At 62.1% G+C, this 19,281-nt stretch carries 16 protein-coding genes; 2 read left to right on the forward strand and 14 right to left on the reverse strand.

Annotated elements, in window-relative coordinates:
* Positions 1 to 18 precede the first annotated feature (18 nt).
* From ACQY1K_RS03730 to ACQY1K_RS03750, 5 genes are all read right to left on the reverse strand, one after another.
* Positions 19 to 3,273, reverse strand: a complete 3,255-nt coding sequence (locus ACQY1K_RS03730; RefSeq protein ID WP_430258340.1) for a maltotransferase domain-containing protein — start codon at positions 3,271 to 3,273, stop codon at positions 19 to 21.
* 133 nt (positions 3,274 to 3,406) lie between these two features.
* Positions 3,407 to 3,898, reverse strand: coding sequence for a cupin (locus ACQY1K_RS03735; protein ID WP_062580184.1), 492 nt, complete (start codon positions 3,896 to 3,898; stop codon positions 3,407 to 3,409).
* A gap of 225 nt (positions 3,899 to 4,123) precedes the next feature.
* On the reverse strand, positions 4,124 to 5,224 hold the full coding sequence (ribB, locus tag ACQY1K_RS03740; RefSeq protein ID WP_430258341.1) for a 3,4-dihydroxy-2-butanone-4-phosphate synthase: 1,101 nt from the start codon (positions 5,222 to 5,224) through the stop codon (positions 4,124 to 4,126).
* A gap of 10 nt (positions 5,225 to 5,234) precedes the next feature.
* Positions 5,235 to 6,332, reverse strand: a complete 1,098-nt coding sequence (aroC, locus tag ACQY1K_RS03745; protein ID WP_430258342.1) for a chorismate synthase — start codon at positions 6,330 to 6,332, stop codon at positions 5,235 to 5,237.
* A 159-nt stretch (positions 6,333 to 6,491) separates the two neighbouring features.
* Positions 6,492 to 9,635, reverse strand: a complete 3,144-nt coding sequence (locus ACQY1K_RS03750; RefSeq protein ID WP_430258343.1) for a putative bifunctional diguanylate cyclase/phosphodiesterase — start codon at positions 9,633 to 9,635, stop codon at positions 6,492 to 6,494.
* A gap of 297 nt (positions 9,636 to 9,932) precedes the next feature.
* Here ACQY1K_RS03750 and ACQY1K_RS03755 point away from each other — a divergent pair, with 297 nt between their 5' ends.
* Positions 9,933 to 10,193, forward strand: a complete 261-nt coding sequence (locus ACQY1K_RS03755) for a DUF1344 domain-containing protein (protein WP_062453640.1) — start codon at positions 9,933 to 9,935, stop codon at positions 10,191 to 10,193.
* 24 nt (positions 10,194 to 10,217) lie between these two features.
* Here ACQY1K_RS03755 and ACQY1K_RS03760 read toward each other — a convergent pair whose 3' ends face one another.
* The 4 genes from ACQY1K_RS03760 to ACQY1K_RS03775 all read right to left on the reverse strand — a co-directional run bounded on the left by ACQY1K_RS03760 (position 10,218) and on the right by ACQY1K_RS03775 (position 13,609).
* Positions 10,218 to 10,808, reverse strand: coding sequence for a histidine phosphatase family protein (locus ACQY1K_RS03760; RefSeq protein ID WP_209900043.1), 591 nt, complete (start codon positions 10,806 to 10,808; stop codon positions 10,218 to 10,220).
* 7 nt (positions 10,809 to 10,815) lie between these two features.
* Positions 10,816 to 11,634 (reverse strand): enoyl-ACP reductase FabI, encoded by an 819-nt coding sequence (gene fabI / locus ACQY1K_RS03765; protein ID WP_062453638.1) that lies wholly within the window; start codon positions 11,632 to 11,634, stop codon positions 10,816 to 10,818.
* Positions 11,635 to 11,784: 150 nt separating this feature from the next.
* Positions 11,785 to 12,954 carry a DnaJ C-terminal domain-containing protein gene (locus ACQY1K_RS03770; RefSeq protein WP_430250371.1) on the reverse strand — a complete coding sequence of 390 codons (1,170 nt, stop codon included), beginning with the start codon at positions 12,952 to 12,954 and terminating at the stop codon, positions 11,785 to 11,787.
* A 223-nt stretch (positions 12,955 to 13,177) separates the two neighbouring features.
* On the reverse strand, positions 13,178 to 13,609 hold the full coding sequence (locus tag ACQY1K_RS03775; RefSeq protein ID WP_430258344.1) for an RT0821/Lpp0805 family surface protein: 432 nt from the start codon (positions 13,607 to 13,609) through the stop codon (positions 13,178 to 13,180).
* An 84-nt stretch (positions 13,610 to 13,693) separates the two neighbouring features.
* Between ACQY1K_RS03775 and pdxH the strand changes: the two genes are divergently transcribed.
* Positions 13,694 to 14,314 carry a pyridoxamine 5'-phosphate oxidase gene (gene pdxH, locus ACQY1K_RS03780; RefSeq protein ID WP_062579430.1) on the forward strand — a complete coding sequence of 207 codons (621 nt, stop codon included), beginning with the start codon at positions 13,694 to 13,696 and terminating at the stop codon, positions 14,312 to 14,314.
* A gap of 21 nt (positions 14,315 to 14,335) precedes the next feature.
* On the opposite strand, the gene ACQY1K_RS03785 is transcribed toward pdxH, so the two are convergent.
* The 5 genes from ACQY1K_RS03785 to ACQY1K_RS03805 form a co-directional block, all read right to left on the reverse strand.
* Complete coding sequence (locus ACQY1K_RS03785; RefSeq protein ID WP_062580187.1) at positions 14,336 to 15,376, reverse strand: polysaccharide deacetylase family protein; 1,041 nt, start codon at positions 15,374 to 15,376, stop codon at positions 14,336 to 14,338.
* Between the two features lie 92 nt (positions 15,377 to 15,468).
* A complete protein-coding gene (locus ACQY1K_RS03790) occupies positions 15,469 to 16,260 on the reverse strand; it encodes a sulfite exporter TauE/SafE family protein (protein ID WP_430258345.1) in 792 nt (263 codons plus the stop codon).
* A 76-nt stretch (positions 16,261 to 16,336) separates the two neighbouring features.
* Positions 16,337 to 16,777, reverse strand: coding sequence for a bleomycin resistance protein (locus ACQY1K_RS03795; protein WP_430258346.1), 441 nt, complete (start codon positions 16,775 to 16,777; stop codon positions 16,337 to 16,339).
* On the reverse strand, positions 16,774 to 18,189 hold the full coding sequence (gene tldD / locus ACQY1K_RS03800; protein WP_184653953.1) for a metalloprotease TldD: 1,416 nt from the start codon (positions 18,187 to 18,189) through the stop codon (positions 16,774 to 16,776). The genes ACQY1K_RS03795 and tldD overlap by 4 nt, the downstream gene beginning before the upstream one ends.
* A gap of 119 nt (positions 18,190 to 18,308) precedes the next feature.
* A complete protein-coding gene (locus ACQY1K_RS03805) occupies positions 18,309 to 18,980 on the reverse strand; it encodes an invasion associated locus B family protein (RefSeq protein ID WP_180215419.1) in 672 nt (223 codons plus the stop codon).
* Between the last annotated feature and the right edge of the window lie 301 nt (positions 18,981 to 19,281).

Genomic DNA, 19,281 nt, shown 5'->3' on the forward strand with positions numbered 1-19,281 from the left:
CTCCTCCCATTCTTGTCTTTAACGGACGCGCCAGATGGAGAATGGCAGGCCGGAGTGAGGGTCGAGGCGGATGCGTTGCACCTTGCCGGTCAATGAGAAGCGATCGCCGCCGATGACGTCTTCGAGGTCGAGGGTTCCGTGATCCGGAAGGCCGAACGACCACAGCGGCAGTTCGATATCGGCTTCCTGCGCCTGATGCGGATCGAGGTTGACGGCGATCAGCAGCACGTTCTCGCGGCCGGCACTGGCCTTTTCGAAGAACATGATGTTGTCGTTCCAGGCGGGCAGGAGCTGCAGACCGAGATGCGAATGCAGCGCCGGGTTCTCGCGGCGGATGCGGTTGAGAAGCGCGATCTCGCCCTTGATGTGACCCGGACGGTCGTAATCCCAGGCACGGATCTCGTACTTCTCGGAGTCCGCATATTCCTTGCGCTTGGCGTCCGGGCGTCCTTCGCAAAGCTCGAAGCCGTTATAGACGCCCCAGAGGCCCGACAGCGTGGCAGCCAGCGCCGCACGGATCAGATAGGCCGGACGCGGTGCGTTCTGCAGGAAATCCGGGTTGATATCGTGCGTGTTGACGAAGAAGTGCGGACGGAAGAATTCCTTCGGCTCTTCGGTCGTGATCTCGCGCATATACTGCTCGAGCTCCCACTTGGCATTGCGCCAGGTGAAGTACGTATAGGACTGCGAGAACCCGACCTTGGCGAGGCGGTACATCACCTTCGGCTTCGTAAACGCTTCCGACAGGAAGGCGACGTCTGGATGGCGCGAGCGGATGTCGGCGATCATCCATTCCCAGAACGGGAACGGCTTCGTATGGGGATTGTCGACGCGGAACAGCTTGACGCCGTTATCGACCCACTTCTGCACGACGTCGCGCAACTCGATCCACAGCGAAGGCACCGCGTCCTTGGCGTAGAAATCGACGTTGACGATGTCTTCGTATTTCTTCGGCGGGTTTTCGGCATAGCGGATCGTGCCGTCAGGCCGCCAGTCGAACCAGCCGGGATTGGACTTCAGCCACGGGTGGTCGGGCGATGCCTGGATCGCGAGGTCGAGAGCGAGCTCCAGCCCGTGCTCCTTGGCGGCATCCACCAGCCGGCGGAAATCCTCGAACGTGCCGAGCTCCGGATGGATCGCGTCATGGCCGCCATCTTCCGAGCCGATCGCGTATGGGCTGCCCGGATCATCAGGGGCCGGCGTCAGCGTGTTGTTCTTGCCCTTGCGGTTGGTCGAACCGATCGGATGCACCGGCGGGAAGTAGAGGACATCAAAGCCCATCTCCCGGATCGCCGGCAGCCGCGCAATCACGTCGTCGAACGTGCCGTGACGGTTCGCATCGCCGCTCTGGGAGCGAGGGAACACCTGGAACCAGCTGGCAAATGCCGCAGCCGTCCGTTCGGCATCGACCGGGATCGGATTCGAGCGAACCCGGTGCGGGCGGCGGTCGGCTTCCACCATCAGCTCGGCCGTGTCGGCCAGCAGTAGCGTTTCGGTCCGCTTCGGATCGTCCTGCGCCGTCAGCTTGTCGAACAGCACCTGCAGTTCGGTCTTGAGGTCACCCGTGGCATGATCCAGCGCATCAAGCACCAGATTGATGCCTTCCTGGATCTCCAGCCGCAGATCGAGCCGCGCCTCGTGCTTCTTGGTGAATTCGTAGCGGAAGATCTGAAAGGGGTTCTTCCAGGCCTCGATTGCAAACTCGTGGCGACCCATCCGCTTCAGCGGAAATTCTGCCGCCCAACGATCGTTGGTGACAAGCGTCATCGGCACTTCGGTCCACTGGTCCTCGTCGGCCGCACGCCACATGACCGATGCCGACAGCGGATCGTGCCCGTCGCCGAACACGTCGGCTTCGACCTTGACCGTCTCGCCAACAACCCGCTTCACCACGAAACGGCCGTCATCCACCGACGGCGTGATCTTCTCGATTGCCAGCCGCGGCGTGGCTGCGGCCTCTGCTGCGGTGGAAACAGGAACAGCTTCGATGATCGGCTGCGAGGCATGGCCTTCAAAAACGCGCAGTTCGCCCGGCTTCAGCATGAGATCGGGTGCAAAAATGTCGGCGTCATTCCCCGGCGCCGTCAGCGGCAGGAAAGGGGAGGCTGCTTCACGCAGCACGTTGAACGGAGCCTTGGTGACCCTGCGCAAATCGCGGTTCAGCATGACGACGCGGATCTTCGAAGATGCGCGGATATCCTCATGGTCGGTCTGCAAGAGCGCCACAGCCTGGGTCTGGCTGGTGGAAATCAACCTCAGCGGCTGGCGGCCGAACCCGGCCGATGTCTTGTTGGGCGCGGCATTGATGGCACGGATGTCGCTCGACAGGTCGAACACGCCCTGGTCCTTGAGCCCACGCAGACCCACACCGTCGCCGGTCAGTGGGTCGAGCGGGATGGATGAGCCGTATTCGAAGCCCATCGGCACCATGAGGCCGCTGGCGAAGGTCGACGCGAGCTTCAGGGCCCGGACCGCTCTGCGCTCCGACACTTCGGTTCCGTCAATGCCATGCGCCATGCGCTTGCCGAACGGGGCTTCCGGAAAGGTAATCTGGTAGCCGAGTTCGCGCTGCACCTCGTATTCGTCGAGGATCCAGCGTTCCTCCATGTTCCACCAGGCAAAGGACGAAAAGCTGCCGTCGAAGCCGACGCCCTTGAGCGCCTTGCGATCTTCAAAACTGGTGCCGGGCGTCCAGGCAAGGAAGACGGTGTCAGAGACGGCACTGCGGGCCGCAGCGATCAGGCCCTTCCAGACGTCGGGCGCGACCTTGCCAATGCCGATGCATCGGAAGCCGGCGATGCCAAGCCCGGCCAGCCGCGCCAGTCGGCGGCGCCAGTCATCAAGCAGCTGCGTTTCATGAGTGATATCGATCGTGCGGCTGCCGCTTTCCTGCGGTGAGCGACGCGGGTCGAATACGACGGCGCTGCCTTGGTTTGACGCATCGGCGATACGATCGACGGCAATGTCGAGCATCAGCTTGATGCCATGCTCTTTAGCGGCACCTGCCAGTGCCTTCACGCCGTCGTCGATGCTTTCCCCAAGTCCCAGCGCCGGATCAAGCCTGTCCAGGTCTCCGCTGACGAAAATGCTCGTGTCCGCGCCGCGTGCAAACAGCGGCGCGCTGAGGACCGTATCGAAGCCGAGATCCTTCGCATGGGCAAAAACCTGGCGCCAATCCTGCAAGCCTTTGAGCATGAGAGGATGCACGTAGTAGATTTGCGGCGGGAGCTTTGACAGCGGGGTGGACGAGGCGAATTGAGGACGCGTGTTCATCTTTATAGCCTTGGGTTGCCGAGCCGTAGAGCGGGTGGCGATCAGCGGGGTAACTGCAAGGCTGCTGTGCTTGTTCCGATAAAATTGTGCCTATCGGATTTTTGCGCACGCATTAGATGTACATGAATAAACCCTAACGGACCCAGTGCCGAAGGAGGGGGCCGTCGCGGCCACGAAGCGGATCGGTCTGCGGCACGGGAAGGCTCGAAATTCGGCTGAGACCCTCAGAATCCGCGGGTCCGGTCTGGAGATCCGCACGCTGTCCTGGCGGATAGGCGCCGACAACCACGAAGTCGCGGCTGGCCTCCAGCCGCATGTGCCCGGTGCCGGCCGGCAACACGATGCAATCGCCGCCATGGACTGAGATTTCGGTGCCATCCGGACCGCCGATCAGCAGCAGGCCGCGACCATTTGCGATGCCGAGGACCTCGTGGGCGCCCGTGTGGTAGTGCTGGTAATCGAATACGCCATCGCGCCAGATGCCCTGCCAGCCGTTTTTCGCAAAAAGGTCTTCGAACAGGCTGGCGGGGTCGCCGACCAGAGGGTCGATGGCAAGGGCGTTGCGGTAGATCAGAGCCGGAAGGTGAGGGTGGTTGGGCACGAAGCCGCTCGGCGGAAACGTCATGCTCTCGACGGTCGTCCTTCCAGCGGAGACGGCGGGGTCGAGGGCTGGTGGAACGATGTTCAGGCTTCGGGTCACGGACTTGATCCTTGCACGGTTGCGTCTGTCGGACGTCGCCGGCATTTTCCAGCAACGTCCTGAGACTGAACACGTGCGCAAATGCGATGTTCCCGCGACAACCTCTATTTCAAAAGGTCAGCACGGAAACGCGCTCCGCTCAGTGGCCGTTCAGCAGATCACGGTCTCGGCGATCTGGATGCCGAACCCTTCGAGGCCGACGTAATGACGTTCGCTTCTGGTCAGAAGCTTGATCGACGATACGCCGAGATCGCGCAGGATCTGGGCGCCGAGGCCGATTTCCAGCCACTCGCTGTCGCGGACCTTGGCCTCCGCGTGCGATTCCTCGCCGAAGCGGACCTTGCGCGACGTCGCGCTGGCACCGACGCCAACCGAACCCTCGCGCAGATAGATGATGACGCCGCGACCCTCGTCGGCGATCTTTGCCATGTAACGGTCCACGGAGCGTGCCGCGCCGAACACATCGCGCGCCACGTCTTCCAGATGAAGGCGGACCGGAATGTCGACGCCGTCCCTGATGTCGCCGAACACGATGGCGACGTGCTGCATCGTCTCCCAGGGCAGGGAGTAGGCGTGTGCCTTGGCCTTGCCCTTCGGCGTCTCGATGTCGAACGTGCCGTGCAGTTCGATCAGCGTTTCCTTGCGCTGGCGATAGGCGATGAGATCGGCAACGGACACCTGCTTCAGGCCATGGGTGATCGCAAACTCCGTAACCTGAGGACCGCGCGTCACCGTGCCGTCGTCGTTGACGAGTTCGCAGATCACGCCGATCGGCGGCAGGTTGGCGAGCTTGCACAGGTCGACGGCCGCTTCCGTATGGCCGGAGCGCATCAGAACGCCGCCTTCGCGGGCAATCAGCGGGAAGATGTGGCCGGGACGCACGAAGTCGGCCGGGCCGACATTCGGGTTGGCGAGGTTGCGCACCGTCAGCGTCCGGTCGTCGGCGGAGATGCCGGTCGTCGTGCCGTGCTTGAAATCCACCGTTACGGTGAAGGCGGTCGTATGCGCGCTGTCGTTTTCCGCCACCATCGCATTGAGGTTCAGGCGCTTGGCTTCGCTGCGCGGCATCGGCGTGCAGACGATACCGGATGTGTGGCGCACGATGAAGGCCATCTTTTCCGGCGTGCAGTGAACCGCAGCGACGATCAGATCGCCTTCGTTTTCGCGTCCGTCGTCATCGGTAACAACGACGATTTCGCCGGCTTCGAAGGCGCGGATGGCGTCGACGACGCGCTTCTGATCGTAGGGCATGTGATGATTCCTAGCGGGTTTTACCGGTCTGACCCCGGTCACGGAGAAAATGGTCGGCGATCGTGCAGGCCATCATCGCCTCCCCGATCGGCACGGCGCGGATGCCGACGCAAGGATCGTGGCGACCCTTGGTGCGTACATCCACATTGTTGCCATCAGCGTCGATCGACTGGCGCTCGCTCAGGATCGACGAGGTCGGCTTGATGGCGAAGCGGGCAACGATCGGCTGGCCGGTCGAAATGCCCCCGAGGATGCCGCCGGCATGATTGGAGAGGAAGATAGGCTGGCCATCGTTGCCCATCCGCATCTGGTCGGCATTGTCCTCGCCGGAAAGCTCGGCGGCGGCAAAACCATCGCCGATCTCGACGGCCTTCACGGCATTGATCGACATCAGGCCGGAAGCAATTTCCTGGTCGAGCTTGGCATAGATCGGTGCGCCAAGCCCTGCGGGAACGCCCTCCGCCACCACCTCGACGATCGCGCCGATCGACGATCCGGCCTTGCGGATGCTGTCGAGATAGGTTTCCCAGACAGGCACCATCTCAGGGTCGGGGCAGAAGAACGGGTTCTCGTTGACCTGGCCCCAGTCCCAGTTGTCACGGTTGATCTTGTGCTTGCCGATCTGCACCAGGGCTGCGCGCACGGTCATTCCTGGCACGACCTTGCGGGCGATCGCGCCAGCCGCCACACGCGCTGCCGTCTCGCGCGCCGATGAGCGGCCGCCACCGCGGTAGTCGCGGATGCCGTATTTCAGATCGTAGGCAAAATCCGCATGGCCGGGGCGATATCTGCGGGCGATCTCGCCGTAATCCTTTGAGCGCTGGTCGGTATTCTCGATCAGCATGGAGATCGGCGTGCCGGTCGAGATCATCGTCTCGCCGTCCGCGTCCATCATCACGCCGGAGAGGATCTTGACGATATCGTCCTCGCGCCGCTGCGTCACGAACCGCGACTGACCGGGCTTGCGCTTGTCCATCCAGGCCTGGATTTCGGAAAGCGTGAAGCGCAGGCCGGGCGGGCAACCGTCCACCACGCAGCCGAGTGCCGGCCCGTGGCTTTCGCCCCAGGTCGTGACACGGAAAAGATGACCGAAAGTATTGTGCGACATTTCACTAACCGGCTTCGGAGGGGCTGCCTCCGTCAATATTCGACGTCAAACTTTGACGCGGATGTCTTATGGAAAAGGTCGGCGGGCGACAAGCCCTTCTTGCCCCATATCGGGCTGTCGATCCCGGACATGGATGCACGGCCGGCCATTCGGTGCCATTCATGCCGCCTGTTTGAGCCAGTCGGCTCTGGCCGCCTCAACGAATTCGTCAAAGGGCAGGGCCTTGGCAAAGGCATAGCCCTGCAGAAGGTCGCAGCCGAGTTCGCGCAGCAATTCCGCATGCTGCATCGTCTCCACACCTTCCGCCACCGTGTCGATGCCAAGCGAGCGGGCAATGTCGACGATCGAGCGAACCATGGTCCGTTCCTGCGGCGCTTCAAGGATCGGCATCACCAGCTGCCGGTCGATCTTCAGCCGCTTCGGTTTCAGCTTTAGCAGCGAGACGATCGAGGTATGGCCGGTCCCGAAATCGTCGATCTCGATGTCGATGCCCATTCCCTTGATGCGTTCGATATTGCCCGATACCGACACGTCGCCGTCGTCGAGGAAAATCGACTCCACCAGCTCGAAACAGATCTCGCCGGGTGTGATGGACAGCGACTCGAGGTTCGCGATCAGGTTTTCGTCATGCAGCCGCTTCGACGAGACGTTGACGGAGACCTTCGGCACCTTGAGGCCGAGCGCGGTCCAGCGCATCTTGTCCTTCAGCACCGTCTCAAGCACGATCTGGTCGAGCACCGCCGATACGTTGAGGTCTTCCGCGATCCTCAGGAACCGCGCTGGCGCGAGGATGCCGTGATGCGGATGGTTCCAGCGCAGCAGCGCCTCGGCCCCGGTCAGTTCACCGGTTCTGGCGCAAAACTGCGGCTGGTACCAGGTCACGAACTCGCCGTTGTCGATCGCCGAGAGCACTTCGTCGGCGGTCCGTTTGTGGCTGACGATCTCTTCCTGCAGGTCGAGCGTGAAGAATTCGAAACGGTTGCGGCCGAGGCCCTTGGCCCGGTAGAGCGCGATGTCGGCGTTGACCAGCGTGCGTCGTGCATCGACATTAAGGCCGGTTGCCTGCGCAATGCCGATCGAAACGCCGCACCGGCAGGAAAAGCCGTCGAAGTCGAAGGGCTGACGAAACTCGGCGATGATCCGCTGCGAAAGCTCGGCCACGTCCTCGATGGATGCGGAATTGTTCATCAGGATGACGAACTCGTCGCCGCCGATCCGCGCAACGATATCCTCGTCACGCACGTTGCGGGACAGGATCCGGGATGAATGCACCAGCATCGCGTCACCGGCCGCATGGCCCATCGTGTCGTTGATCTGCTTGAACCGGTCGAGGTCGAGATGAAGGATGAAGAACTTCTGCCGCTCAACCTGGCTTGCACGCGAGAGGTGGTCGAGTTCCATGTCCAGTTTGCGGCGATTCCCAAGCATCGTCAGCGGGTCGTGCAGCGCATTGTGCTCGATGCGGGTCTTGGCCATCTGAAGCTCGACATTGCGAGCATCCGATTCCGCTTTTGCAGACTTGAGCTCGGTCGTCATCACCGCGTCCTTGGTCACGTCGAAGGCGAGGCCGATAAGCTTGCGTGAACCGTCGCGACCGATCACCAGCTGACCGACGGACCGGATATAGCGGAGGCTGCCGTCAGACTGCGGCACGCGAACGATCAGAGCCTCCTCGACGTCGCCGGAAAGGTAACGCATTGCCGCGTCAAGAGCACTCTGGCGATCCTCCGGAACCAGCAGAGACAGCCAGAAGTCGTGGGGAAGGGGGCCGGCAATCGGGGCAACGCCATAAAGCTGGCACATGCGAGCGTCCCATATCTCGCAGCCGGTTGCCGGATCATATTCCCAGACGCCGCATCCGTAGGAACCGAGTGCGAGGTCGAGCTTGCGCGACAGACCTTCCAGTTCCTGCTCCCGGTCCGACAATTCGTCGAGCGCCAGTTCGAGCTCGGCATTCTTGACCTCGCTGTTGTCTTTCGCGTCGCGCAGGGTCTGTGCCATCGTCACGTCGGCGGTGACGTCCCAGACGATGCCGGTCGCCTGGATGCCGCGCTCGTTCTGGACCCTCGCGCCGGCGGAGCGAAGATGCCGGATGTCGCCGCCGGGCAGGATCAGGCGATAGGTCTCGGTCGATGGGCTGTCGGTGCAGAGAACTGTAAAGAGATGCGCTTCCGCGACAGCCCTGTCCTCAGGCGCGATCGATGCCATCCAGTCATCGAACCGGTTGCCGGTGGTGGCTGACGGATTGGCGTGGAGAGCGGCGGAGCGATCGTCCCAGGAGAGCTGCACACCCTCATCAGTCACTTCCCAGATGCCCATCATCGAAGCTTCCATGGCAAGCCCGAACCGTCGCGACAGTGCAAACAGCTTGTTTTCGCGCAGCCGCAGCGTCTCGATATGCCGGTTGCGTTCCGAAATCAGCGAGGTCGCAATGAGCACCGGCAAGACGATCGCAAGCGATGCCAGCGCCAGGATCAACCGGAACCGCATCTGACCGGCGGGCGAAGCATTCCAGCCGACGCACGGCGCCGCAAGGATCTGCCAGTCCGTACCCTTGACGGTGATCGACCACCGGACCGGATCGCCGCCCTTTACCGCTTCATTGCCGTAAAACACGGCCTGGTCGGCTCGACTGTTGTCGACGAGCGCGAGATCGAGCCAGTCGAAGACCGTCTCGGACGTTTGTGCCGCGTCGCCAACCTGAGGGCGTGTCGCGGGATCAAGCAGATCGGCGACATCGAGGACGAGAACCAGAGCGCCCCAGAGCCCGGCTTCCTGTCCGCTGGCGGAAGGCACCGGCATGATGAGGGTAAGCCTGCCCGTCTGCGATCCGGTCAGCACGCTTGGGCGCGCCTTGTTGCCGGCCCGGTCGAGATCCGCCTTAAGACCAGCAAGATCGATACCGGTCTCACCGGCCAAGCTGTCGCGGCGGAAGAAGGTCGTTGGTGTGAATCCCGGTGCCGCGATCACTGCGGAAAGGTGCGGCAGGTCGGCGAGTGCCTGACGAGCAGCGGTCTGCATATCGTTGGGCTTGTATCCTGCCTGACCGATCAACGCATTGCGCAGGCTATCGGCGACCGCGAAATCAAGCTCCAGCCGCGAGGCGATCTGACGGGCCGCCGTGCCGGCCGCGCGTGTCGTGGCGGCGTGAATATCGTCGCGATGTTTCTGCACGAATCGGTGATCGAGGACCACCGCGGTGACGATAACTGTCAGCGAAACGAGGAAGGCTGCGACGGCAGGCGCGCATGCACTGCTGAAAGGGCGAAACCTTTCGGTAATGGAGGAACGCCAGAGCGCCAAAACTGAACACCTTCTCGTTAACTCTTGTGACCGGGTATAACTGTATTGTGGCGCAGTTAATTTCCCATTCCACATCCGCCTTAGAGCTGTGAAGCTGCGTTTTATTGCAAATAGTTGGTAAACGCGGTCACTAAACGTTCGATTTGGTCTTGAGACGTCTTGAATTCGAAAGAATATGGTTAATAATCAAACTGTTGTTTGTAGCGAAAATGTCATGCTGGCGAGCAATTTTCGCCACAATCGGCAGGCTATCTTGCACCGAATTAGTACAGACCGTTTGTTCCAGGGATCTTCATCATGCGTATCCTCATTGCTGCCTTGCTTGCGACCGCCGGTGTTTTCTCGCCGCTGAGCACTTGGGCGCAGAGCGTGGACGTCGAGGCGACGATCAAGACGATCGACGCCAAGTCGCTCAGCCTGACGCTGGACGACGGCAAGACCTACAAGGTGCCGGAAGAGTTCAACTTCGAGGGCCTGAAGGCGGGCGTTAAGGTTCTGGTGTTCTACACGGTCGTCGATGGCAACCGCGTCGTGGACGATCTCGAAATCGTACAGTAAGGGCCGGAACCGGGCCTCAGCGGCTTACAGCCATTCCATCCGGCCGTCGAGCGGCTCGACTTTCAGGATACGGTCCTGATGGATGGCGATAGACGATGCTTCTTCTTCTCCCACGCCGCCGATCAGGCGAAAGATCGACCTGATGACGCCGCCATGGGCGACCGCCACGGTCGGACCGGTCAGAGACTGCATCCAGGCGCCGATGCGCCATGACAGGATCTCGTAGCTCTCGGCAGTTTGGCCCGGCGGAATGAAGCTCCATTTCTGGCGCTTTCTTTCCTTCAGCAGCTCGGGCTCGAGTTTTTTGACTTCGGCCAGCGTCTGGCCTTCCCAGTCGCCGAACGAAACTTCCACCAGCCGGTCGTCGGTCCGGTAGGCGAGGGGATCGAGCCCCATCGCTGTGCGCAGCCGCTCCATCGTCTCGCGAGTGCGCGAGAGCGGGCTTGCCACGAAGTCAAAATTGGCGACATCGTCGCCGAGCAGTTCTTTCAGCGCTTCACCATTGCCGGTAGCCTGAAGGCGGCCCGTATCGTTCAGAGGAATATCCTTCTGACCCTGAAGCCGGCCTTCAGCGTTCCAGTCCGTCTGGCCGTGGCGGATGACGTAGAGAAGCACGGGGCGCTCAGTCCTTCACGACGGAAATGTCAGGCGCGTCGACGGCCTTCATTCCGATGGCGTGATAGCCGCTATCCGCATGGTGGATTTCACCGGTGACGGAGCGCGACAGGTTCGACAGAAGATAAAGGCCGACATCGCCCACTTCCTCGATCGTGACCGTGCGGCGAAGCGGCGCGTTATACTCGTTCCACTTGAGGATATAGCGGAAGTCGCCGATGCCGGACGCAGCAAGCGTCTTGATCGGGCCGGCCGAGATCGCGTTGACGCGGATATTCTTCGGTCCGAGGTCAACGGCCAGGTATTTGACGCTGGCTTCAAGTGCCGCCTTCGCAACGCCCATGACGTTATAGTTCGGCATCACCTTCTCGGCACCGTAATAGGTCAGCGTCAGCATGGCGCCGCCGTCCGTCATCAGCTTTTCGGCGCGGCGTGCGGCCGACGTGAAGGAGTAGACCGAGATCTGCATCGTCTTGGCGAAGTTGTCAGGCGTCGTATCGACGTAACGGCCGGTCAGCTCATCCTTGTCGGAGAAGCCGATCGCATGCACGAAGAAGTCGATCTTGCCCCACTTCTTCTCGATATTGGCGAACACCTCATCGATGGTCGACTCGTCGCTCACATCGCAGTGGCCGGCCATGAAAGCGTTGATTTCGGCAGCGAGCGGTTCGACCCGCTTCTTCAGGGCGTCGCCCTGGTAGGTCAGAGCAACTTCGCCACCCTGATCGTGAATGGCCTTGGCAATGCCCCATGCGATGGAGCGATTGTTGGCGACACCCATGACGACGCCGCGTTTGCCTGACATGAGGCCGGAAGCCTGAACCATGAATATCCCCTGGAAACTCGATTTGGCCTTGCCTATGACATAGGCAGGGCAACGGTTCAAGCTTGCGGATACCAACTCATACGCCCACTCTTTGGCGAACGGGGAGGCCAACGTTTCAGCTGTCGCCGGAGCCGGTTGGGGATCGATGTCTTACAGATACAGCCCGTGGCGCATGTGGCGCATCAGATCGGTCACCTTCGGGTCGGGCTTTTCGAGAAGCACAATGCGCAGTTCCGCCACCAGATCGCCGCGGCCGCCTGCATCGTTGTAGAGCCCCATGCCTTCCAGCCGGATTGCCTGATCGGACCCCGACCATGCGGGAACCGCGATCGTCTGCTCGCCTTCAGGCGTCTTCAGCATCGGCTCGGCGCCGAGAACGGCGTCTTCGAGAGAGATCGGCAAAATGGTGTGGATATCGAAACCGCTCACCCGGAAATCCGCATGCTTGGCCACTTTCAGGGTCACCACGAGATCGCCCTGCTTCATCCCGGGAAGCTTCAGCCCCTGGCCCTTCAGCCGCACAACATGACCCTCGGTCATGCCCGCGGAAAGCGAAACGCGCACGTCACGATCGTCGCTGGAATGCACGATGACCGAACCCCTGTTGAGAAGGTCTTCGATCGTCACGACCGCTTCGGCCAGAAGATCCGGCGCCGTTTCGAGAACGGTCACGGTTTCGCCGCGGATGCGCCGCAGCAGCGTGTTGAGAAGACCGGAACCCATGCCGGTGGTCGGCGGGGCCGGGCGGCTGCCGGGTCCCTCATCCGCTGCATCGGCTCCTGTCGCGTCGCTTTTCGACGATGGACGAGCGGCCTGCGCGGTCGACGCCTCGTCTGCGGTTTTTTTCGGTCCGGAGTCGGCGGTCTGGCCGTCTGGCGAGACGCCGAAGATACGCTCGACCATGTCTTCGGCCGGTTCCGGCGGGGCATCGCCACGGGCCTTGCCGTTCTGCTGTTGCTGCTGCGCCTGGGATTGAAGCACTTCGGCCTGCGCCCGCTTGGCGCTGGCACGGGCGAGCTCTTCCATCACTTTTGCCGCGCGCTCGCGGGAAGCCTTGGCACGCATTTCCGCTTCGCGGGCTGCCTGGCGCTGCTGCATGAATGTCTGTTGAAGAGCGGATGCGCGGTCGTAGCGCTTGCGCCGCTCGGGATCCTTCAGCACCTCATAGGCCTGGCCCATTTCGGCGAAGCGCTCGCCGGCATCGGGGTCGTCCTGGTTCTGATCGGGATGAATGGTCTTTGCCTTCGAACGCCACGCCGATTTGATCTCGTCAGCGTTGGCGCTCCGATTGACGCCGAGAATAGAGTAGGGATCGCGCATTTTGAAACCACCCGTAAAGCTTGGGGCGGTGGGTCGCGTATCCAATTCCGGACCCCCCGTAACTCAACAACTCTCGCGGCAGCCTTCGGTTCCTCATGCCCCGAGGCTGGCCGGATCACAGGCAGTAACCGTATGGAGGAATTGCTGAATCAGAGGTTACGGAGAGAAGGTTGATGCATGTTACGGTAAACAAAACGTTTACCGCACAGTGCAGGCCTTAACACTACTGGCGGTCAAATGCCGTGAGCGACCAGTCGCCCGTTTTGGTCCGGCATGCCTGACCGGAAAACAGCGATATTCCCTCATAGGAATGGCGGCTGGTGGTGAAGGCGCGGCAGAGTAGGCCGGCGCTCCGGTCCTCGTGGATCGAGGAGACGACACCGGCACTGCCGGTCGCCGAATTTGCCCAGGGAAGGGGGTTCGCACCCACCTTGGCGAGATCGGCCGAGGTCACGGCATTGCGCACGGTGGCTTCGTCCGATTGCGGATCACCCGCTTTTGGCTTGCTGGGAATGCTGCTCGTCGAGATACTACGATCGACCTTGTCCGAGCCGCCGAACACATCCATGCTGGTGCAGCTGCCAAGCGAACCGCACAGTGCGACGATCGCGATGATTCGCAGGCTGGCGCCATTCAGGCTCTTTGTACGGCACATCGAATTTGCTATCACAATCACCTTGCATCCTGTCCGGCCAAGTGTCTCGGGCATGTTCATCAGATCGGGAGCACTTTAGTCAATATGTCGGAAAACGGGTTAACAAGCGGTGACTTCACGCAGGAAAGTGAACCCTTCACCTTATTTGGGTCGTGGTTGAAGGATGCCGAATCCAGCGAGATCAACGATCCGAACGCCGTCGCGCTTGCGACCGTCGATGAACATGGGCTTCCCAATGTGCGAATGGTCCTGCTGAAGGGCTACGACGAGGACGGGTTTGTATTCTATACGAATTTCGAAAGCCAGAAGGGCGAGGAAATTCTCGGCCAGAAAAAGGCTGCGATGGTCTTTCACTGGAAGTCGCAGAGACGTCAGGTGCGTCTGCGCGGCCCCGTCGAGATCGTCAGCGATGCCGAAGCGGATGCCTATTATGCGACGCGGCCACGCGGAAGCCGAATCGGCGCCTGGGCCTCGAAACAGTCACGGCCGCTCGAAGGCCGTTTCGCGCTGGAAAAATCCGTGGCCGAATACACCGCGAAATTTGCGATCGGCGAGATACCGCGGCCACCGCACTGGTCCGGTTTCCGCATCCGTCCCGTGTCGATCGAGTTCTGGCACGATCGACCGTTCCGCCTGCATGACCGGATCGAATTCCGCCGCGATACGCCAGACGGTGCCTGGGAAAAGGTGCGGATGTATCCGTGAGCGACCGATGAAAGCTTGCGCCTAGCGCGCAAGCTTGAAGGGAATGCCCGAGGCGAGCGCCGACACATAGCGCGCCCGCTGGTAATGGCCGTTCAGCGAAATCCGCGGCAGACCCGTCAGCCGGGTCAGCCATTTCTCGCAGATCGTTCCCGGCTGGGTCGTGACGGCGACCGAAAAGCCGAGGTCGCGGGCGATGCGGTAGTCGCGCTCGCCCACCGCCTTCCGCGTGCCGTAGGGATAGGCGATCGTGGTCGGCCGTATCCCGGTCAGTTCTTCCACATAGTCGGCAGACCTCGCCATCTCGGCCCGCGCCTGCGCTTCCGACAGCCGCCCGACGGCGCGGTGACTGATTGTGTGTGCGCCAAGTGTTGCGAGCTTATGCCGCGAAAGTTCGCGCAGCTCGGCCGGATCCATCGTCAGGTCGGCGGTCATCTGCAACGGGTCGATACCGTGGCACCGCACAAGCGCATTCATCCTTGAGACGGCACTTGCCTCGTCATCGCGAAACACGAGATCGGCAAACCGGTCGAAGGCGTCGAACTTCTGCTCTTCACAGCCGAGCTCGATCCGCTCGGGTCCATTGCCGAAATCGAAACTCAGCTCCCGCTCGCGACCTATCAGGTCCGCCATTGTCTCCCACCACATCGAATGGGTCCGCTCCGCAAAGCCGCGGGCGACGAAAACGGTGAAGGGCACGCCGTATCTCTCGAACACCGGCAGCGCATGTTCGGCGTTGTTACGATAGCCATCGTCAAGCGTGAAGGCTGCAAACGGCTGGCCGGTTGGATTGGCAAGCCGCTCCGGCACTTCGTCCAGCGGCACGAACGCATATCCATCCGCCGAGAGCCGTTCGATCGCATCGGCCAGGAATTCCGGGGTAACCTCCAGATGACCGCTCGGCTGGAACGCGAGCGATTGTTTGGGGCGCACGTGATGAAGCGTGAAGATAGAACCACGACCGCGCGCACCTGCCAGCATGCCGGCCCGCGCGAGTGCTGCCGACGCCTCGAGACCTGTCGTCGTGACCTGACGTTTCAGGCCACGGATCCATGCCGCCGGCAACTTTGCTTTCAAATTCACCATCGTCGCCACGCCCGTTCAACCCCGAGATGCAACCTACCGTGTCAGCCGTTAAGCGTTGCTGAAGACCTGTTTTAGCGAATCATGCCGTCAAACAGCGGCAGGCCGATCAGCGCGGCGGATGCAATCAGGCAAAAGCAGATGCGCCGGAACGTCGCCTCGCTGGCGCGTCCGAACAGCCGCGATCCCGCATAGAGCCCGATCCCGTAGCCCGGCCCGGCGATCAGCGCGATCAGCAGCACCTCGAGCGTCAGGATGCCGCCGATCAGATACGACACGGACGAGATGACGCTGGCGAGCGCAAAATAGAGGACGAGGTTTGCCCTGACGACATCAGGTGCCGTCGCGCCGCCAAGCCAGTAGGCAACGATCGGCGGTCCCGACATCTGCGCCGCGCCTCCAAACAGGCCGGCCAACGCCCCGACCGCAACGGTCAACGGCGCCTTCGGCCGGCCCTGGTAGCGCCAGCCGGAGATGAGGAACACGAGTAGGCACAAGACGACGACCGAGATGATCCAGCGCAGGGTGACGGAGGGAAGCAATGCCAGCGCCGCCGCACCGACGGGCACGCCGACGACGGCACCCATCATCATCGTGAACACCTCGCGCCGGTTTGCCCTTCGCCAGCCGTCCGGCACCATCCCGAGCGTCATCACGCCATCGATGACCAGCAGCAGCGCCGCCGCGAGTTTCGGACCGATCGCCGTGCCTGCCAGCGGCACGAAGATCAGGGCGCCGCCAAATCCCGAGAACCCGCGGGCAAGGCCGGCGATCATGGCGGCTGAGAACACGAAGGCGAGTTCACCCGGCGAATGGCCGGGAAGCCAGAGGCTGAACATGTCGGCAATGGGGGTGGAGGAGGGCATGGATCGGCTTGCACTGTTACAAAGCCGGCAACTGCAGGGATTTGGCCGAAGGTGTCAAGCCGTCACGCCGACGGGTTCAGAGCGGCAGGGGCCGCTCTCCCAGATGTTCGAACAGCCGCAGCAGATAGCCATCCGGGTCGGCAACGATGAACTGCCGATTGCCGACCTCATGATCGCCGCGGCGATACCACTTGTCTTCCGGTTCGAGCTGAAGGGGCACGCCGGCTGCCTGCAGGCGCGCAAGGATCGCGCCCGAGGACGGAACCTCGATCTGCAGGTTCAAGCCGCGACCGAACGGATAGGCGGGGGACGCCCCGTCGGGCAGAGCAAAATCTCGGCCGACGCCGATCTGGTCGATCATCAGTTGCGCCTGGCCAAGCGCCAGGAATGCAAACCCTTCGTCCGGACGGTCATAGACGATATCAAAACCGATCAGCTCGCAGTAGAAATCGCAGCTTTTGCGCCAGTCGCTGACGGAAAGCTCAGGCACCAGTGCGTTGGACCGGTGCCGCGTCACGCCCTGGTGCCGCCCACCGTGACCTGATCCATCCGCAGATGCGGCTGACCGACGCCAACAGGCACCCACTGGCCGCCCTTGCCGCAATTGCCGATGCCGGTATCGAGCTTCAGGTCGTTGCCCACCATCGAGATGCGCTTCATCGCGTCCGGTCCGTTTCCGATCAGCATCGCACCCTTGACCGGTGCGCCGATTTTGCCGTTCTCGATCATGTATGCCTCGGTGCAGCCGAACACGAACTTGCCGGAAGTGATATCCACCTGTCCGCCGCCGAAGGACACGGCATAGATGCCCTTCTTGACCGATGCGATGATTTCTTCCGGGGACTTGTCGCCGCCCAACATGAATGTGTTGGTCATGCGGGGCATGGGTATGTGCGCATAGCCCTGGCGGCGGCCGTTGCCAGTGGGTGCCACACCCATCAACCGCGCATTCTGGCGGTCCTGCATGTAGCCGACCAGCTTTCCGTCCTCGATCAGGACGTTATAGGCCGAAGGCGTGCCTTCGTCGTCGACGGTCAGCGACCCGCGGCGGTTGTCGATCGTGCCGTCATCGACGACAGTGACGCCGGGGGCTGCCACCATCTCGCCCATCAGGCCGGCAAAGGCGGATGTCTTCTTGCGGTTGAAATCGCCTTCCAGCCCGTGGCCGACAGCCTCGTGCAGCATCACGCCCGGCCAGCCATTGCCAAGCACCACATCCATCGTACCGGCCGGTGCGTCGATCGCCTCGAGATTGACCAGCGCCTGGCGCAGCGCTTCGTCGGCGCCTGCCTGCCAGTTGCCGGTCGCGACGAAATCGCCGAACCCGATCCGGCCGCCGGTGCCGAACGAACCGGATTCCTGGCGGTCGCCGTCACCCACGACGACGGAGATGTTGATGCGCGTCATCGGCCGGATGTCCTGCACCCGGTGCCCATCGGCGCGCAGGATGTCGACCACCTGCCAGCTGGCGGCAAGGCTTGCCGAAACCTGCCGTACCTTCGGATCCTTGGCGCGCAGATAGGCGTCGATCTCGGTCAGAAGCTTGGCCTTGGCCTCGAAGCTCGGAGAACCGATCGGGTTCTCGTCGCCATAGTATTTCTTATTTGTGCGTTGGGGCGCAGCCGCATAGGAGCCGGAATGGTTGGCGGTGACGGCGCGCACGGCATCCGACGCACGCGAAAGCGCGGACGCCGAAAGCTCGCCCGCATGCGCATAACCGACGGCCTCGCCGGCAACGGCACGCAGGCCAAAACCCTGGTCGGTGTTGAACGATCCACCCTTCAGGCGACCGTTGTCGAAGGAAAGCGATTCCGCCTGGGCATGCTCGAGATAGAGCTCGCCATCGTCAGCGCCTGACAGCGCCTGGCTCAGGATAGAACGCAGCTTCGTCTCGTCGCAATCGAAGAGAGAGATCAGGTCGGTGTTCATTGTTCTATGCTCCGCTTGCGCACGTCAGTGCATTCGGGACCGAAGGGCACGATCTGTGCGCCCAAGTCGAGATATCTGGAGCCCGATGTAGTTCCGGCAATCCGCCGAAACAAGCGTCTTTACGGAAGCGCGTCGTAGCCGGGGCCGAAACCGTTGAGCTCGATCGGAATGCCGACGCGGTCTTGGTCAGCGGATTCGCGCAGCGCGAACACGGCATTCTTGCCGGCGCGAAGGATGCGCATCAGCTCGTCGTCGATTTCCACTTCCACATAGCAGCCTTCCGAGAAGCAGCGGGTGAAATAGGCGCGGCCGATATTGTTGCTGTCGACATAGAGTTCCATGCCGTCCTTCAGAAGAACGCCAAGCGGGGCAAGAATGCGCAGGATGCGCGCCTTGCGGTCAGCGGTCTTGAGGACGACGACGGACAGGCCGACTTCCGGGCGATCTTCGGCGATCACGTTCTGCATCATCGCGCACTGCTCGACGGAGGCACCGGCCGGCTTGTCGCAGATGATCGACCAGGCGCCGTGGTTTTCCTTCACGTTGCCGGGCTGTGCCGGAGAACCGGGGGCAGGGCTCTGTGGCGCCTGCTGTGCATTCTGCCCGGTCTTCGGTGCGGCACCAGTCGATGGGGCAGGGGCCGATGGGGCAGGAGCCGGCGCGGAAGGAGCCGGTGCCGATGGGGTATTGGGAGTCGGCCGAGGTCCCGGCTGCTGCGCGAGTGCGGGTAATGCGACGGCCCCCGCAAGCATCAAGGCAAGGCAGGCGCGAAGGCGGTAGGGACGACCCATGTAGACCTCTAAACGGACGAATCAGTGTGACTATTCTTGGCGGTCCTACGCCGAAATGAAAGGCCTCGCTCTCTTTTCAGCCGAGTACGGCGAAAATGGGACTTGAGGGGTTTGCGACTGTGCGGCGCCATCTGGTCAAGCAATGCCGCATGTTCCTGACGGCGCAGGCACTCGGCCGCATGCCGATAGGTTCAAAATGCCGCATGAGCAATGCCGCGCAGATATTGCGACGACCCGCAAACTGTGATTGAACCAAACCAGGCGCTTGAATTCCGCATGCCGTTCGATCGCGGGACTCGGG

The organism is Neorhizobium sp. IRS_2294 (genome assembly GCF_050500145.1).
Lineage (GTDB): Bacteria > Pseudomonadota > Alphaproteobacteria > Rhizobiales > Rhizobiaceae > Neorhizobium > Neorhizobium soli.

Coding starts and splice junctions, on each gene's coding strand:
- ACQY1K_RS03730 (WP_430258340.1), bottom strand. CDS start 3,273: ATGAACACGCGTCCTCAATTCGCCTCGTCCACCCCGCTGTCAAAGCTC.
- ACQY1K_RS03735 (WP_062580184.1), bottom strand. CDS start 3,898: ATGACGTTTCCGCCGAGCGGCTTCGTGCCCAACCACCCTCACCTTCCG.
- ribB (WP_430258341.1), bottom strand. CDS start 5,224: ATGCCCTACGATCAGAAGCGCGTCGTCGACGCCATCCGCGCCTTCGAA.
- aroC (WP_430258342.1), bottom strand. CDS start 6,332: ATGTCGCACAATACTTTCGGTCATCTTTTCCGTGTCACGACCTGGGGC.
- ACQY1K_RS03755 (WP_062453640.1), top strand. CDS start 9,933: ATGCGTATCCTCATTGCTGCCTTGCTTGCGACCGCCGGTGTTTTCTCG.
- fabI (WP_062453638.1), bottom strand. CDS start 11,634: ATGGTTCAGGCTTCCGGCCTCATGTCAGGCAAACGCGGCGTCGTCATG.
- ACQY1K_RS03770 (WP_430250371.1), bottom strand. CDS start 12,954: ATGCGCGATCCCTACTCTATTCTCGGCGTCAATCGGAGCGCCAACGCT.
- ACQY1K_RS03775 (WP_430258344.1), bottom strand. CDS start 13,609: ATGTGCCGTACAAAGAGCCTGAATGGCGCCAGCCTGCGAATCATCGCG.
- pdxH (WP_062579430.1), top strand. CDS start 13,694: ATGTCGGAAAACGGGTTAACAAGCGGTGACTTCACGCAGGAAAGTGAA.
- ACQY1K_RS03790 (WP_430258345.1), bottom strand. CDS start 16,260: ATGCCCTCCTCCACCCCCATTGCCGACATGTTCAGCCTCTGGCTTCCC.
- tldD (WP_184653953.1), bottom strand. CDS start 18,189: ATGAACACCGACCTGATCTCTCTCTTCGATTGCGACGAGACGAAGCTG.
- ACQY1K_RS03805 (WP_180215419.1), bottom strand. CDS start 18,980: ATGGGTCGTCCCTACCGCCTTCGCGCCTGCCTTGCCTTGATGCTTGCG.